This window comes from Serratia sp. 14-2641 (genome assembly GCF_001692375.1).
GTDB classification, from domain to species: Bacteria; Pseudomonadota; Gammaproteobacteria; order Enterobacterales; family Enterobacteriaceae; genus Chania; species Chania fonticola_C.
The window spans coordinates 53,166-67,772 of record NZ_LXKR01000044.1 but is presented as its reverse complement, the minus strand read 5'-3'; the positions used below and the strand labels follow the sequence as shown (position 1 = coordinate 67,772).

The window sequence follows — 14,607 nt, the reverse complement described above, 5'->3', positions numbered from 1 at the left end:
AAGCGATGACGGTCAAGGCTGAAAAGAACTTCGCTTTATTGCTCAAGATCTTATCCGACGGTAGATGTACCGCAAACGGCCCACCTCAACGCTGGGGTGGGCATTAATGACTGTCATTAAGAGTTATCCGGGCCGGATTAGTTCCCGCAACGGCATGGTTAATGGCGATTAACGGGTTAATCGGTAACGATCTTGACGCCTATTTTGCTGATTTGATTAGCATCCATTTCCGCGATAGTCCAGGTCAAACCATCCCATTCCACCTGATCCCCCACCACGGCTTCCCCCCCGATTAACCGGGTGATGAACTGGCCGAGCGTTTGCTGATCGTCCACGCCGTCTTGCAGATTCAGGCCGTAGACCTGAGAGATATCACTCAGGCGCGCATCGGATTGCAGAATGAAATCACCGAAGAACCGTTCATCCAGCGTAACCGTAGGCGCCTGGCTGAACAGTTTACCCAACGCAGGCAGATCGTGTTCATGGCCAATAACGCACAGGGTATCGCCTTCCAGCAAGCGGGTGCTGCCGCTAGGGTGTAACAGTTCTTTGCCACGGAACAGCGCGGCAATGTGCGTTCCCGGCGGCATCTTGAGTTCGCGCAGCGCCGCGCCAACGCACCAGTTTTCTGCACTTAGCTGATAGACAAACTGCTCCCATTGGTTTTCCTGATGAACATCCAGCCCCACGCGGGAGATCGGGGCTAATGCCGGTGGCACCACCACCTTGGCCTTTTTGGCGGCAAAGGACAGCGAAGTGCCCTGCAGCAGCAGTGAAACCAACACTACAAAGAACGCGACGTTAAAGAACAGATTGGCATTGGGTAGCCCGGCCATCATCGGGAACACCGCCAGGATCACCGGCACCGCGCCGCGTAACCCCACCCAGGAGATAAACATGCGCTCGCGCAGGTTGAAGTTGCGAAACGGCAGCAGGCCGATAAACACCGAAATCGGGCGGGCAAACAGGATCATCCACAGCGAGAGCAGCAGGGCAGGGATGGCGATAGGCAACAGGTCGTGCGGGTTAAGCAACAGCCCGAGCACCAGGAACATGCCGATCTGGCTCAGCCAGGCCAGGCCGTCGAAGGTTTGCACAATGCCGTGGTAGTTACGGATTGGACGGTTACCCAGCAGCAGGCCGCACAGATAGACCGCCAGAATGCCGCTGCCATCCAGAGCGGTAGTCAGGGCAAAGATCAATATGCCGCCGCTCACCGCCAGCAGCGGATATAACCCTTCCGCCAGCTTGATGTGGTTGATCAGCGTTATCAGCAACCAGCCTCCGCCCAGGCCAATCACGATACCCATGCCGAACTGTTGCAAGAGATGGACGATGAACATCCAGCTTAGCGAGGTTTCGCCAGCGGAAATCATGGCAATCAGGGTGATGGTTAAAAACACCGCCATCGGGTCGTTGCTGCCGGACTCAATTTCCAGCGTCGCGCTGACACGCTCGTTCAGCCCTTTGCCACCCAACAGTGAAAACACCGCGGCCGCATCGGTCGAGCCAATAATGGCGCCGATCAGCAGCCCCTGGATCAAATCGAGGTTAAACAGCCAGGCGGCGGCCAGGCCCGTCAGACCGGCGGTGATCAGTACGCCGATGGTGGCCAGTGACAATGCGGGCCACAGCGCGACACGAAAGGAGCTGACGCGGGTACGCATACCGCCGTCGAGCAGGATCACTGCCAGAGCCAGGTTACTGACCAGATAGGCGGCGGGATAGTTATCGAAGGCGATGCCACCAGGGCCGTCAACACCGGCCAGCATGCCTATCGCCAGGAAGATCACCAGAATGGGGATCCCCAGGCGTGAAGAGAAAGAACTGAGCAGAATACTTGCTCCCACCAACACGGCACCGATGATGAACAAGCTATTGATCGTGCTGGCATCCAAAATAATGTTCTCCTGCGAGTTGAGCTGAAAGGGGGGGCGCCAAAGCAAAGACACCGGGTCATAATAGCCTGTTTTTCCTGTGCAACGCCAAGGCTGATTGCCAAAAAACGGTGTCATTATGGCTGCTTGCCGCAAAATTTGATGAAATGAGAGTTGAAATGTGGGTATTGCTGCTTTTGTGCCTATTTATCAGCTCATTGAGGACGGCAGGAAACAGGTTATCGAGGAAAAACCATTAACCCCCCAGCAGGAGGCTTAATGGTTTACAGGCGGGAGGTTAGTGATCGAGTGATTGCAGGGCACGCTTGATTAATTCGGCTGCCAGTTTCCTTTCGGCCTCGGAGATCCCGTCCAGGTTGAGGCTGGAAAGCTCGGTTACCAATACGCTGCGATCTTTGCCGCTGATGGAAGAATCCAGTGCGGACAGCAGTCTACCCAAGATTTTCAGTAGTGTGGCGTTTTCTGCTACGGCTTCGGTTGCCGCGGTCGGTTTATCGGTCATTAAAAATCCTCTCTGTCGTGACGGAAGGGAAATGTTACCGGCGCACGCGATGGTGATGCGCCATCCCTTAGGGTTCGTGAGCCCAATCGCTACCGTAAGGCAGGGATGTGGATTTTTTCTTATGCACTGTAGTTATAACAACTCACCGCAATATGCTCCAGCACAACTTTGCATCAACGGGTCGCGATAGGTTGAGCAATAGGTGCGCTGACCACCGATCAATTATAGCTAAGCGGGCACAGCATGCGGCGTTCCTACGAGGGTGAAGGGTGTCATGTTAGCAGGGCGCTGCAAGCAACGCCCTTACACGGGAGATTAGGCTTTACCAGAGAACAGGAAGCGTAACAGCGGGATACGCTTGTGCACCTCATATAACAGGAAGGCACAGGCAAAGACGAACACCAGACCCAGCAGGAAACCCAGCAGATTATTATCGATCAGCGGAGTCACAAAGGCGCCGTATATCAGCGTCAGCGGATGGTGAACCAGATAGATAAACAGCGAAGCGTTGACCAGATAGGTAATGCGAGGAGAATGGAAATCGAGCAGCGCATGGCCAAATGCGAACACCACGTTGGCCATCAGGATCCCGAGCACGGCTTTGATCATGATTTCCAGTTCAAACCCAAAGCTGCTGTGCGCCAGCAGTTTCTGGTTGAGCATGTAGGCTACCAACAGCAGCAGTGAGCCCAGTACGGCTGGCCACGAGGGCGTGAGGAACACCGCTTTCAGCCATGAATACTTAAACGCGTAGGCTCCCACAATGAAGAAAGGCAAGTAGAACAGGGTTTCCATCACCACGAAGTTGAACAGGCCGTTAGACAGTAAATGCGGGGCGGTGATTAAAATAATGCGATGAAACACGCCGTATATAAAGGCATACAATAAAAACCACAATGAGATATTGCTGAGAGTGGTCATTTTATTTATTGGCCGCGGTGCCATCGGCGTTTTTATCGCCTTAATTTTTTTAAACAGATAAAAACAGGCGCAGGTCAATAAGCACAAGGTTAATAAAAACCATAGATGGGAGACCAACTCCCAAACCGCCACGTTTATTTTTTGTTCAGGGGTGAAATCATCCCAGCCGGTTAATTTATCGGTGTAGTTCTTGAGTAAAAAAAACTGTGGCAAGGTAATCAATGGGATAGAACTCAACAGCGGAATGGCAACCCGCTCCAGGCGTACCTTCAACCAGCGGTGACTGTCATAGCGTTCGTACAGCATGTAGGAGAAGTAGCCGGAGATAATGAAGAACACCTGCATGCGAAAGGCGTGAATAAAGTCGTTCAACACCGTTAGCGAAAACGACGGGGTCGCGCTGTTTACCGCCCACGAGTGGCTGGAGTAAATCAGAGAAAGATGAAAAGGAATGCCCAGCAGCATCAAATAGGCCCGGATCGAATCCAGGAAAAACTCGCGCTGGTTAGTGCTGTTAGTCATAGGTTACCGCTGGTGGTTGCATCAGGGGAGTGTAAACCCGCTTAATAAGTCGGCAATGAGGGAATCGCAAACTCAAACCCTACTATAGCGACCGACATTTTTCCATAGCGTCTTGGAGCACGGCTTGCTACGCTGCACAACTGCTTAAACTCTAAGCCGTAAACATCAGCACACGTTTATCATGTTGTCGGCGAGCAGAATAATCCATTAATATGGATTTTGAATATTTTGAGCACACGAATAGGGGGGGATGTGCTAGTAAATCTATTATCAAAAAAACCACGCGCCACGAGCGTACGTTGGTTAGGTGCTACCGTTTTATGCACGTTGTTGAGTTCGCAGGCATGGGCTTTTTCTATCGACGATGTGGCCAAACAGGCACAGGATCTGGCAGGAAAAGGCTTTGAAGCCCCGAAGAGCAACCTTCCTTCTCAGTTTCGCGATATGAAGTTCGCGGACTATCAGCAGATCCAGTTCAATCACGATAAAGCCGTGTGGAGTAAGCTGAAAACCCCTTTCAAGCTTGAGTTCTACCATCAAGGGATGTACTTCGACACGCCGGTTACCATCAACGAGGTCACGGCCACCTCCGTCAAAGAGATCAAATACAGCCCTGACTATTTCAACTTTGGCCCCGTCAAGCACGATCCTGACTCGGTGAAGAAACTCGGTTTCGCCGGGTTTAAAGTGCTCTATCCGGTCAACAGTGCGGATAAGAACGACGAAATCATGAGCATGCTGGGTGCCAGCTATTTCCGCGTGGTGGGTAAAGGGCAGGTTTATGGGCTTTCTGCTCGTGGGCTGGCTATCGATACCGCCTTGCCATCTGGCGAAGAGTTCCCGCGTTTTCGCGAGTTCTGGATCGAACGTCCTAAGCAGGGCGACAAGCATCTGGTGATTTATGCCTTGCTGGATTCTCCACGTGCTACCGGCGCTTACCGTTTTGTGGTTTACCCCGGCCGCGATACCACGGTAGATGTCCAGTCCAAAGTGTTCCTGCGCGACAAGGTGGGCAAGTTGGGTATGGCACCGTTGACCAGCATGTTCCTGTTCGGGCCGAGCCAGCCTTCGCCAACGCTGAACTACCGCCCGGCGCTGCACGACTCCAACGGTCTGTCTATCCATGCCGGTAACGGCGAGTGGATCTGGCGTCCGCTGAACAATCCTAAGCACCTGTCGGTCAGCACTTACAGCATCGAAAATCCGAAAGGTTTTGGTCTGCTGCAGCGTGGTCGCGATTTCCGTGATTACCAGGACCTGGACGACCGTTACGATCTGCGTCCAAGCGCTTGGGTTGAGCCGCGCGGCGATTGGGGCAAGGGCAAGGTTGAGCTGGTAGAGATCCCAACCGCGGATGAAACCAACGATAACATCGTGGCGTTCTGGACGCCGGATGTGTTGCCTGATGCAAAAACGCCGTTGGCCTTGAATTACCGCCTGTACTTCACTCGCGACGAAGAGAAGCTGCATTCACAGGATATCGGCTACGTGGGTAAAACCATGCGTTCAACCGGTGATGTGAAGCAGTCAAACCTGATCCGCGAGCCGGACGGCAGCGTGGCGTTCCTGGTTGACTTCGTCGGCCCAGCACTGAAAGCGCTGGATGCCAATACGCCGGTGGCTTCTCAGATCAGCATTGGTGACAACGGCGAAATGGTGGAAAACAGCGTTCGCTATAATCCGGTCACCAAAGGCTGGCGTTTGACGGTGCGTTTGAAAGTGAAAGACGAGAAAAAGCCGGTAGAAATGCGTGCTGCGTTGGTCAACGGTGACAAGACCCTGTCGGAAACCTGGAGCTATCAGCTACCTGCCAATGAATAAGTCTACTGAAACTGCCCAGGAATATCTTGCGGCAATGCCCCTGACCGATGAGCGGTCAGGGGTGCTCAAACAACAAGTGATGGCGGGTGATACCTCGGCACTGGAGGCTTTGCATCGTCAGATGGGAGCCTCTGATGTCAATGTGGCGTCGCTGCCTGCCGATGACATTGCCCTGGCTTCGGTCAAGTCGCGCATCATCCAGGCTTGGCCAGATGCTGTCGATGACGACGATTTTGATTGTGACCCGGAAGGGCGCACCATCCTGAAAGCCACGCCGCCGGTAAAACGTACCACCATGTTCCCCGAAGCCTGGCGCACCAACCCGGTGGGGCGTTTCTGGGATACTCTGCTGGGCCGTAAGACGCACAATCGTCATGCCAGCAAAGAAGAAGCCGAGGCGGAAAACCGCTGGCGTATTGTCGGTTCAATGCGCCGTTACGTGCTGTTGATCCTGATGTTGGTGCAAACCGGCATTGCCACCTGGTACATGAAAACCATCCTGCCTTATCAAGGTTGGGCGCTGATCGATCCTATCGCCATGTTCGATCAAGATCTGATGCAGTCGATGTTGCAAATATTACCTTATCTTTTGCAGACCGGTATTCTGATCCTGTTTGCCATTCTGTTCTGCTGGGTCTCTGCGGGTTTCTGGACTGCGCTGATGGGGTTCCTGCAACTGCTGATTGGCAAAGATAAATACAGCATCTCTTCGACTATCAAAGGGGATGAGCCGATCGATCCAACGCACCGTACCGCGTTGATCATGCCGATCTGTAACGAAGACGTTGAACGGGTATTTGCCGGGTTGCGGGCAACCTACGAGTCGGTGAAGACGACCGGTCAGCTTGAGCATTTCGATATCTATGTGCTGAGCGACAGTTACGATCCCGATATCTGCGTCGCCGAACAGAAAGCCTGGATGGAGCTGTGCCGCGATGTTGAGGGCCACGGACGTATCTTCTACCGCCGTCGCCGCCGTCGTGTGAAACGTAAAAGCGGCAACATCGACGACTTCTGCCGTCGTTGGGGTGGTGAGTACAGTTACATGGTGATCCTGGATGCGGACAGCGTGATGAGCGGCGAGTGCCTCACTGGTCTGGTACGCTTGATGGAAGCTAACCCGAACGCCGGTATCATCCAGTCTGCACCAAAAGCCTCAGGCATGGATACGCTGTATGCCCGTGTGCAGCAGTTCGCCACGCGCCTCTATGGCCCGTTGTTCACCGCTGGTCTGCACTTCTGGCAGTTGGGCGAATCCCATTACTGGGGTCATAACGCCATCATCCGGGTGAAACCCTTCATCGAGCACTGCGCGTTGGCACCGTTGCCGGGTGAAGGCTCGTTTGCCGGTTCCATCCTCTCCCATGACTTTGTGGAAGCCGCATTGATGCGTCGTGCTGGCTGGGGCGTGTGGATCGCCTACGATCTGCCGGGCAGTTATGAAGAGTTACCGCCGAACCTGCTGGACGAGCTGAAACGCGACCGCCGCTGGTGTCATGGTAACCTGATGAACTTCCGCCTGTTCCTGGTAAAAGGCATGCATCCGGTACACCGCGCGGTGTTCCTGACCGGGGTCATGTCCTACCTGTCGGCACCGTTGTGGTTTATGTTCCTGGCGCTGTCCACCGCGTTGCAGATAGTGCATACGCTGGTGGAACCGCAATACTTCCTGCAACCCCGGCAGTTGTTCCCGGTGTGGCCACAGTGGAAGCCAGAACTGGCGATTGCGCTGTTCTCCACCACCATGGTGCTGCTGTTCTTACCAAAGTTGCTGAGTATCGTGCTGGTCTGGGCAAAAGGCTCGAAGCAGTACGGCGGGCCGATCCGGCTGCTGATTTCCATGCTGATGGAAGTGATGTTCTCAGTGCTGTTGGCACCGGTGCGCATGTTGTTCCATACCGTGTTTGTGGTCAGCGCGTTCCTGGGCTGGGAAGTGGTGTGGAACTCGCCGCAGCGTGATGATGATGACACCCCTTGGGGCGAAGCCTTCAAGCGTCACGGTTCGCAAATGCTGTTGGGGCTGGTTTGGGGCGGCGGCATGGCATTGCTGGATCTGAACTTCCTGTGGTGGCTGTCACCGATCGTCTTCTCGCTGATCCTGTCACCGTTTGTTTCGGCGTTGTCGAGCCGCGCTACGCTCGGTCTCAAGAGCAAGCGAGCCAAGCTGTTCCTGATCCCGGAAGAGTACGATCCGCCGCGTGAACTGGTTGCCACAGATACCTATCTGCAACTTAATCGCCAGCGTGCCTTGCGCAATGGCTTTATGCATGCGGCGGTGGACCCGTCCTACAATGCCTTGGCTGCCGCGCTGGCAACGGCTCGTCACCATCTGCGAACCATTATCGATCGGGCGCGGGAAGAGCGGGTGAACGAGGCGCTGGAAGTAGGGCCAGAGAAGTTGGCAAAAGCCAAACGCCTTGAGCTGTTAAGCGATCCGGTGGCGTTGTCACGCCTGCATCAGCGCATTTGGCTGCTGCCGCAGGGCGAGGCCTGGCGCGAACATTATCGGCAGTTACCGCATAATGAACTGGCTCACCCCGTCGGCCAACGCTAACGGTTAGTATTAATTAAAGGGGAATGCGCACTGCGTGTTCCCCTTTTTCGTTTCAATCTCAATAAAGCTTGGATGTTGAAAATGGCTTCACTAGTCCGTCTGGCACTGTTGGCCGCTATGGCGACGGCATTATCTGGCTGCGGTAGCATTATCAGCCGCACGGTGCCTGGTGCAGGCCACGGGCACCAATATTATCCAGGGGTGCAGTGGGATTTGCGTGATACTCCCTGGCGCAGCGTTATGGTGATTGATGTACCGCTCTCGCTGGTGGTGGACACCTTTATGCTGCCGTTTGATGCGCAGCACGGGCCTTACGAATAGGTCTTAGCCTCTGGTTGCAAAGACCACCAACTGATAGCTTTGGTGATTGCAGTGGAAAGTGGTCAACGCCGTCATTCCCATGCCAGCGACATGGGCGGCGAGCGAATGCGGGTTATCCTCACTAACAAACAGCGCGCCAACGTCAAAATCCTGCTGAGTTCGCGCTTTCACCGCGGCAAACAACTGGCGTAGCACGCCTTTTCCCCGCCAATCGGCACTCAGGCATACCGGGCCGTACAGAAATACCCGCTGTTGATCCAATGCCTGGTCTTGAAAGCGCTGCGTGGCCAACGTGTTTAGCATGGCATCCACTACTGGTGGCCGTGGTTGGGCGTCGGTTGGCATCAGGCAGACAAAACCAGCCAACTGTTCCTCTTCGATAGCGATCAAAATACCCAGGCCGTTATTGATGCTTGCCAGCTGTTTTTCGTTCATCTGCGAGACGATAAAACCCTGTTGCCGCTGCTGGGCGTTGAGGTTCTCTGGGGTGTTTTGCGCCTGTAGAGCCAGAATTGCGGGATAATCACCGGGAACCGCTTGCCTGATGAGCATGATACCTGCCTGTGTTAAGGGGAGAATGTAGCAGCATGCAATGCGTAGCCAGGGTCGTCAAGGCGAGGGTGGGCAACCAGGTGCCCACCCAACGGGCTCAACGTTCATCCCATTCGTCGGCAGCGCTCTGGCCCTCTTCGGTATCCAGCGGCGGATCGAGCTGAAAATCCCCTTCCTCCCACTCATGCAGCGTATTTTCGTTGATCCACTCGGCGCGGATCTCAATCTCGTCGTAGTCACCGTCAAAAATGGCCTGGGCGGCAGCGCCGCTGCGCATCGTCATGCATTCGACAGACTCACCTTCTTCTTCGAAAAACTCGGCCTGCCACATCGTGTCGCCATCCAACATGATGTATTTTTGCAGGTTAAACTGTTGAGGTACCGGCGGCTCATCATCACCGCCTTCCGCCGTTTCGATAAACTCCTCGCGAGCGGCTTCGATTGCTTCTTCCAGCGTGGCATACAGGCTCATGCTCATCTCCTTTTTCAATCATCTTGGGGGACACCAGCATTAATTGTTGTCGCATCGCCGCAGGATGCAAATTTTTTGTTGTCCGTTTTGCGACGATAGTTGTCCATCAGCCGGGAGACGCCTGGCTACGGGCAGGAAATAATGGCTACACCCTTTGGTCTGTAGGAGAATCAGGATGTTAGCCAACCCAGCAAGCAAGTACCGGCCGTTCCCGGCCATCGATTTACCCGATCGTCAGTGGCCGGGGCACACCCAGCAGCAGGCACCGCGCTGGTGTTCCAGCGATCTGCGTGACGGCAATCAGGCGTTGGCCGAGCCGATGGATAACGCTCGCAAGCTACAGTTCTATCAACTGTTACTGGCCTGCGGGTTTAAGGAAATCGAGGTGGCATTTCCTTCCGCATCGCAAACCGACTTTGACTTTGTGCGTCACTTGATCGAGCAACGGCTGATCCCGGATGACGTCTCAATCCAGGTGCTCACGCAGTCGCGCGACGATCTGATCGATCGCACGATGGAGTCGTTGCAAGGGGTTCCACGTGCCATCGTGCATCTGTATAACGCCACCGCCCCGATGTTTCGCGATATCGTTTTCAAGCAGGACAAGGCCGCTACCGTGGCGCTGGCGGTGAATGGCGCACGCCGTATTCGCCAATGGTGCGATCGGCATCCGGAAACTGACTGGTGTTTCGAGTATTCGCCGGAGACCTTCTGCTTTACCGAGCTGGAGTTTGCCCTGCAAATTTGTGAGGCGGTGGCAGACGTGTGGCAACCTGAACGCCAGCGGCCCATGATCATCAACCTGCCGGCCACCGTGGAGATGAGTACCCCGAACATTTATGCCGACCAGATCGAATGGTTCTGTCGCCACTTCAGCCAGCGGAAGCAAGTGACCATCAGCGTGCATCCGCATAACGATCGCGGTACCGGTGTCGCTTGCGCCGAGTTGGCCATGCTGGCGGGGGCAGACCGAGTGGAAGGCTGCCTGTTTGGCAACGGCGAACGCACGGGCAATGTCGATCTGGTGACGTTAGCGCTCAATTTGTACACCCAGGGCATCGCGCCAGGGCTGGACTTCAGCCGGTTGAAAGAAGTGGTTGAAGTGGTGGAACAGTGCAACCAGTTGCCGGTGCATCCGCGCCATCCTTATGCCGGGGAGTTGGTGTTTACCGCGTTCTCGGGCTCGCATCAGGACGCCATCAAGAAAGGTTTCGCCGCCCAACAGCAGCGTGAAGATGGGTTATGGCAGGTGCCTTATCTGCCGCTCGACCCGGCAGACGTGGGATGCAGCTATGAGGCGGTGATCCGCGTTAACAGCCAGTCTGGCAAGAGCGGGGCCGCCTGGCTGCTGGAGCAGAATCATGGATTGCGCTTGCCGCGTGGCTTGCAGATCGACTTCAGCAAAGTGGTGCAACAGGCCACGGATGAAAGCGGCAAGGAAATGACGGTGGCGGAGATCTGGCGGCTGTTTCGCAACAGCTACGGATTGGTGGAACAGCCGCGTTTGCAACTGCTTAGCTATCAAACGCAAAGCCAGGGTGGGGCGGCTTACAGCTTTACGGCGCAGGTAGCTCTGGCAGGAGAACCAATGCAGCTGCAAGGTAGCGGGAACGGGCTGTTGTCCAGCGCGGTAGATGCGCTCTGCCAACGCTTTGGCCTGGTGCTGGCTATCGACGACTACCATGAACATACCCTGGGCCATCAGAGCCATAGCCGGGCAGTAACCTATATCCGGTGTACGCCAGCAAAAGGGGAGGCAATTTACGGTGTTGGGATTGACGCCGACTCGGCCAGCGCCTCGCTCCAGGCACTGTTCAACGTGGCTGGCCGCTGTTTGCCGTGATCGCTGGCTGAGCCTGGGCAAAATAGGTGCTGGGGGAAACGCCAAGCAGGCGGCGGAACATGGCGCTAAACGCACTGGGGCTGTCATAGCCCAGATCCAAAGCCACCTCCAGCACCGACCTTCCGGCGGCCAGGGCGTTGAGCGCCGCCAGCAGGCGGGCACGACGTACCCAGTCACTAAAGCGCAGGCCAGTCTCACGTTGGAAGCGACGGGACAGCGTACGGCCACTGACGTTGATGTGCTGCGCCGCCAGCTCCAACTCCCAAGGCTGTGCCAAAGATTGCTGAATGTGTTGGCACAGGGCCAATAAGACGCCATCGCGTGGTTCGGGAAGGTGCAGGGGCAGGATCGGCAGCATACGCAACTCATCGAGGATCAGTTCCATAATGCGTTCTTCGCGTCCGCCGGGCCGGTAGCCGGGCTGAATACTCATCGCGCTGATAATCAGTTCACGCAATAAGGGGGAAATCTGCACAACCTGGCACTGAGCAGGTAAGTCGGCACGGGCCAGGGGATCGACGAACAGCGTGCGTGCCGCCACGTTACCGCTAAAACGCAGGTTATGTTCCACTTTGGCTGGTAACCAAACGCCACGGCCTGGGGGAACGACCCAACTGCCTACGCGCGTATTCACCTGTACTACGCCGCTAAGGCCATGGATCAGTTGAGCGCAGTTGTGGCAATGATCCGGTTCGCTATCACCATCCTGATAGTCTTTTGAAAATGGCACGATAGACTGATTCTCTGGGAGAAAATCGACGTTAAACAGCATTGTTCCTCCTCTGGATCCTGATGGCGTGTCTATTGCAGCATGCCATGTCTTGCCGCTACCGCAAAGCGCATTTCCTGTACGCCGTTTTGTCATGAAACGGCTTAGGCTAGCAGTTTGCCAACGGGAGGAAGTATGGAACTTGCCAACGCGGTGTTACGGATCGCCCGGCCCACCGACCATTTGGCCGCGATTGCCAACATGTATTGCCAGGGCCTGGGGTTTGAACAACTGGGTGAGTTTGCAGATCACCAGGGGTTCGATGGCATTATGCTTGGTCATCCGCACCATGCCTATCATCTGGAGTTCACCCATCATCGTGGTGTGCTGGTTGGGCGAGCGCCTACACAGGACAACCTGTTGGTATTTTATGTGCCGGAGGTTGCAAGTTGGCAGAGAGGGTGCGATCGGATGCTAGCCAGTGGCTTTGAGCGCGTGCGGGCGTACAACCCTTATTGGGACGTACATGGGCAAACGTTTGAAGATTTGGATGGCTATCGCGTGGTGTTGCAAGCACGTGCTTGGCAGGCATAAAAAAAGCCAGCGCTTTGCGCTGGCTTAAGGCTGATTACTTAGTGTCTATCAGGCGTGCGTAACCGGTTTGTCACCGCTTTTACCCTGGGTGTTTTCCAGCATGCGGCGGATCGGGACAATCAGCAGGATAAGCACGGCAGCACAGATCACCAGCGCAATAGAGCAGCGGGCGAACAGGGTTGGCAGCATATCCAACTGATCCGCTTTCACATGGCCACCGATCAAGCCGGCGGCCAGGTTGCCCAGCGCACTGGCACAGAACCACAGGCCCATCATCTGGCCACGCATTCTATCCGGTGCCAGAAGCGTCATGGTTGCCAGGCCAATCGGGCTCAGGCAAAGCTCACCCAGCGTCAGCATCAGGATACTGCCCACCAGCCACATCGGTGACACGCCAGCGCCACCGTTGCCCAACACTTGTTGCGCGGCCAGCATCATCAGGCCAAAGCCTGCGGCGGCAAACAGAATACCGATCACGAATTTGGTGATGCTGCTCAGGCGGATTTTGTTACGAGCCAGAGCCGGCCAAGCCCAACTGAAGATTGGCGCCAACAGGATAATGAACAATGCGTTAATCGATTGGAACCATACCGCTGGGATCTCGAAGTCGCCGATCATGCGGTTGGTGTAATCGTTAGCGAACAGGTTGAACGAGGTCGGTTTCTGTTCGAAGGCCGACCAGAAGAAGGCGGCAGAAATCAGCAGGATAAAACAGACCAGCAGACGAGCACGCTCTTTGCGGCTCAGGCCAGCAAAGAAGAACAGGTAGATAAAGTACAGCGTGACCGAGGCGGCGATGACGTAAACCAGCATACTGGCAACGGCGACCGGGTTAATCACGATGATGCCTTGAGAGATCATAATCACGATCGCGGCAACGCCCACGGCCAGTGCAATCAGCCAGGCACCCACGCCATTTTTCTTGGCAACCGGGCTATTCCAGGTTGAATCCAGGCCCACTTCGCTGTCATAGCGCTTCATGGCCGGTACGGCGAACACCCGGAAAATCACCAAGGCCACCAACATCCCGATACCCCCGATGCCGAAGCCCCAGTGCCAACCGTGTGAACGGATCAGCCAGCCGGAAATCAGCGGGGCAATAAAGGAGCCCATGTTGATGCCCATGTAGAACAGCGAGAAGCCACCGTCACGGCGCGCATCGCCTTTCTTGTACAGGGTTCCAACCATCACCGAAATACAGGTTTTGAACAGGCCGGAACCGAGCACGATAAACATCAGGCCGACGAAGAACAGGTCGTTGCCCATAATAGCGGACAGGGCAATCGACAGGTGGCCCAGAGCGATCAGGATTGAACCATACCAAACGGCTTTTTGCTGGCCTAGCCAGTTATCGGCTAACCAGCCACCCGGCAGTGCCGCCAGGTACATACTGCCAGCAAAGATACCGACGATCGCCGAGGCGTTTTCTCGCGCCAACCCCATCCCGCCGTCATAAACCGTGGCGGCCATAAACAGGATCAGTAACGGACGAATGCCATAAAACGAGAAGCGCTCCCACATTTCAGTGAAGAACAGCGAGCCGAGAGGATATGGATGGCCGAGGAACGTCCGGCTTTCTTTCTGATTAACAGAGGATTGCATAAAGTCTTCCCAATATAATGTGCTGCGCGCTGGCAGCAGATACTGTGGTATGTCTGTGTCTGTAAGTGAGGAAATCCCGCTGATGCGGATTACCTGACAAAACCTTAGCCGCAGCGCCTATTAAGCTTGAAAACCCTGCAGGCCATTTTATTCACTTGGTCAGAATGTTACTTCTAGCGTGATATTATTTAACCATTTGATAACTGAATGGTGGCTTTGTCTAGTACCTGTATCCCATTTTTTAGACGAAAAGTCGACAAACATCTACTTTATTGGTTTTTATGTTGGCTGTGGCG

12 protein-coding genes are annotated in these 14,607 nt (G+C 55.1%); 5 read left to right on the top strand and 7 right to left on the bottom strand.

The window, feature by feature from the left end; translation table 11 throughout:
- Positions 1–176: 176 nt before the first annotated feature.
- From A6U95_RS15635 to mdoC, 3 genes are all read right to left on the bottom strand, one after another.
- Positions 177–1,898, bottom strand: coding sequence for a potassium/proton antiporter (locus A6U95_RS15635; protein ID WP_065685405.1), 1,722 nt, complete (start codon positions 1,896–1,898; stop codon positions 177–179).
- 277 nt (positions 1,899–2,175) lie between these two features.
- Complete coding sequence (locus A6U95_RS15630) at positions 2,176–2,400, bottom strand: hypothetical protein (RefSeq protein ID WP_021178338.1); 225 nt, start codon at positions 2,398–2,400, stop codon at positions 2,176–2,178.
- A gap of 315 nt (positions 2,401–2,715) precedes the next feature.
- Positions 2,716–3,843, bottom strand: a complete 1,128-nt coding sequence (gene mdoC, locus A6U95_RS15625) for a glucans biosynthesis protein MdoC (RefSeq protein WP_065685117.1) — start codon at positions 3,841–3,843, stop codon at positions 2,716–2,718.
- A 252-nt stretch (positions 3,844–4,095) separates the two neighbouring features.
- Here mdoC and A6U95_RS15620 point away from each other — a divergent pair, with 252 nt between their 5' ends.
- The 3 genes from A6U95_RS15620 to A6U95_RS15610 all read left to right on the top strand — a co-directional run bounded on the left by A6U95_RS15620 (position 4,096) and on the right by A6U95_RS15610 (position 8,539).
- Positions 4,096–5,664: a glucan biosynthesis protein G gene (locus tag A6U95_RS15620; protein WP_083196385.1), complete on the top strand. Its 1,569-nt coding sequence runs from the start codon at positions 4,096–4,098 to the stop codon at positions 5,662–5,664.
- Positions 5,657–8,218 (top strand): glucans biosynthesis glucosyltransferase MdoH, encoded by a 2,562-nt coding sequence (mdoH, locus tag A6U95_RS15615; RefSeq protein ID WP_065685115.1) that lies wholly within the window; start codon positions 5,657–5,659, stop codon positions 8,216–8,218. Before A6U95_RS15620 ends, mdoH begins: the two co-directional genes overlap by 8 nt.
- 72 nt (positions 8,219–8,290) lie before the next feature.
- Complete coding sequence (locus A6U95_RS15610) at positions 8,291–8,539, top strand: YceK/YidQ family lipoprotein (RefSeq protein ID WP_065685114.1); 249 nt, start codon at positions 8,291–8,293, stop codon at positions 8,537–8,539.
- A gap of 3 nt (positions 8,540–8,542) precedes the next feature.
- Here A6U95_RS15610 and A6U95_RS15605 read toward each other — a convergent pair whose 3' ends face one another.
- A complete protein-coding gene (locus A6U95_RS15605; protein ID WP_065685113.1) occupies positions 8,543–9,091 on the bottom strand; it encodes a sortase-like acyltransferase in 549 nt (182 codons plus the stop codon).
- Positions 9,092–9,188: 97 nt separating this feature from the next.
- Positions 9,189–9,563, bottom strand: a complete 375-nt coding sequence (locus A6U95_RS15600; protein WP_024485685.1) for a MysB family protein — start codon at positions 9,561–9,563, stop codon at positions 9,189–9,191.
- 175 nt (positions 9,564–9,738) lie between these two features.
- Between A6U95_RS15600 and leuA the strand changes: the two genes are divergently transcribed.
- The gene (leuA, locus tag A6U95_RS15595) at positions 9,739–11,406 is read left to right on the top strand and encodes a 2-isopropylmalate synthase (protein ID WP_065685112.1); all 1,668 of its coding nucleotides are present in this window, start codon (positions 9,739–9,741) and stop codon (positions 11,404–11,406) included.
- Here the strand turns inward: leuA and A6U95_RS15590 are convergent.
- Positions 11,378–12,178 (bottom strand): helix-turn-helix transcriptional regulator, encoded by an 801-nt coding sequence (locus A6U95_RS15590; protein ID WP_065685111.1) that lies wholly within the window; start codon positions 12,176–12,178, stop codon positions 11,378–11,380. The genes leuA and A6U95_RS15590 overlap by 29 nt on opposite strands.
- Before the next feature lie 132 nt (positions 12,179–12,310).
- Here A6U95_RS15590 and A6U95_RS15585 point away from each other — a divergent pair, with 132 nt between their 5' ends.
- Positions 12,311–12,709 (top strand): VOC family protein, encoded by a 399-nt coding sequence (locus A6U95_RS15585; protein WP_065685110.1) that lies wholly within the window; start codon positions 12,311–12,313, stop codon positions 12,707–12,709.
- 48 nt (positions 12,710–12,757) lie between these two features.
- Here the strand turns inward: A6U95_RS15585 and A6U95_RS15580 are convergent, their stop codons facing one another.
- Positions 12,758–14,311 (bottom strand): peptide MFS transporter, encoded by a 1,554-nt coding sequence (locus A6U95_RS15580; RefSeq protein ID WP_037374874.1) that lies wholly within the window; start codon positions 14,309–14,311, stop codon positions 12,758–12,760.
- Between the last annotated feature and the right edge of the window lie 296 nt (positions 14,312–14,607).

Bases quoted from the DNA above. Each gene is read 5' to 3' on its own strand.
- A6U95_RS15630 (WP_021178338.1), bottom strand. From the start codon at position 2,400: ATGACCGATAAACCGACCGCGGCAACCGAAGCCGTAGCAGAAAACGCC.
- mdoC (WP_065685117.1), bottom strand. From the start codon at position 3,843: ATGACTAACAGCACTAACCAGCGCGAGTTTTTCCTGGATTCGATCCGG.
- mdoH (WP_065685115.1), top strand. From the start codon at position 5,657: ATGAATAAGTCTACTGAAACTGCCCAGGAATATCTTGCGGCAATGCCC.
- A6U95_RS15610 (WP_065685114.1), top strand. From the start codon at position 8,291: ATGTTGAAAATGGCTTCACTAGTCCGTCTGGCACTGTTGGCCGCTATG.
- A6U95_RS15605 (WP_065685113.1), bottom strand. From the start codon at position 9,091: ATGCTCATCAGGCAAGCGGTTCCCGGTGATTATCCCGCAATTCTGGCT.
- A6U95_RS15600 (WP_024485685.1), bottom strand. From the start codon at position 9,563: ATGAGCCTGTATGCCACGCTGGAAGAAGCAATCGAAGCCGCTCGCGAG.
- leuA (WP_065685112.1), top strand. From the start codon at position 9,739: ATGTTAGCCAACCCAGCAAGCAAGTACCGGCCGTTCCCGGCCATCGAT.
- A6U95_RS15590 (WP_065685111.1), bottom strand. From the start codon at position 12,178: ATGCTGTTTAACGTCGATTTTCTCCCAGAGAATCAGTCTATCGTGCCA.
- A6U95_RS15585 (WP_065685110.1), top strand. From the start codon at position 12,311: ATGGAACTTGCCAACGCGGTGTTACGGATCGCCCGGCCCACCGACCAT.
- A6U95_RS15580 (WP_037374874.1), bottom strand. From the start codon at position 14,311: ATGCAATCCTCTGTTAATCAGAAAGAAAGCCGGACGTTCCTCGGCCAT.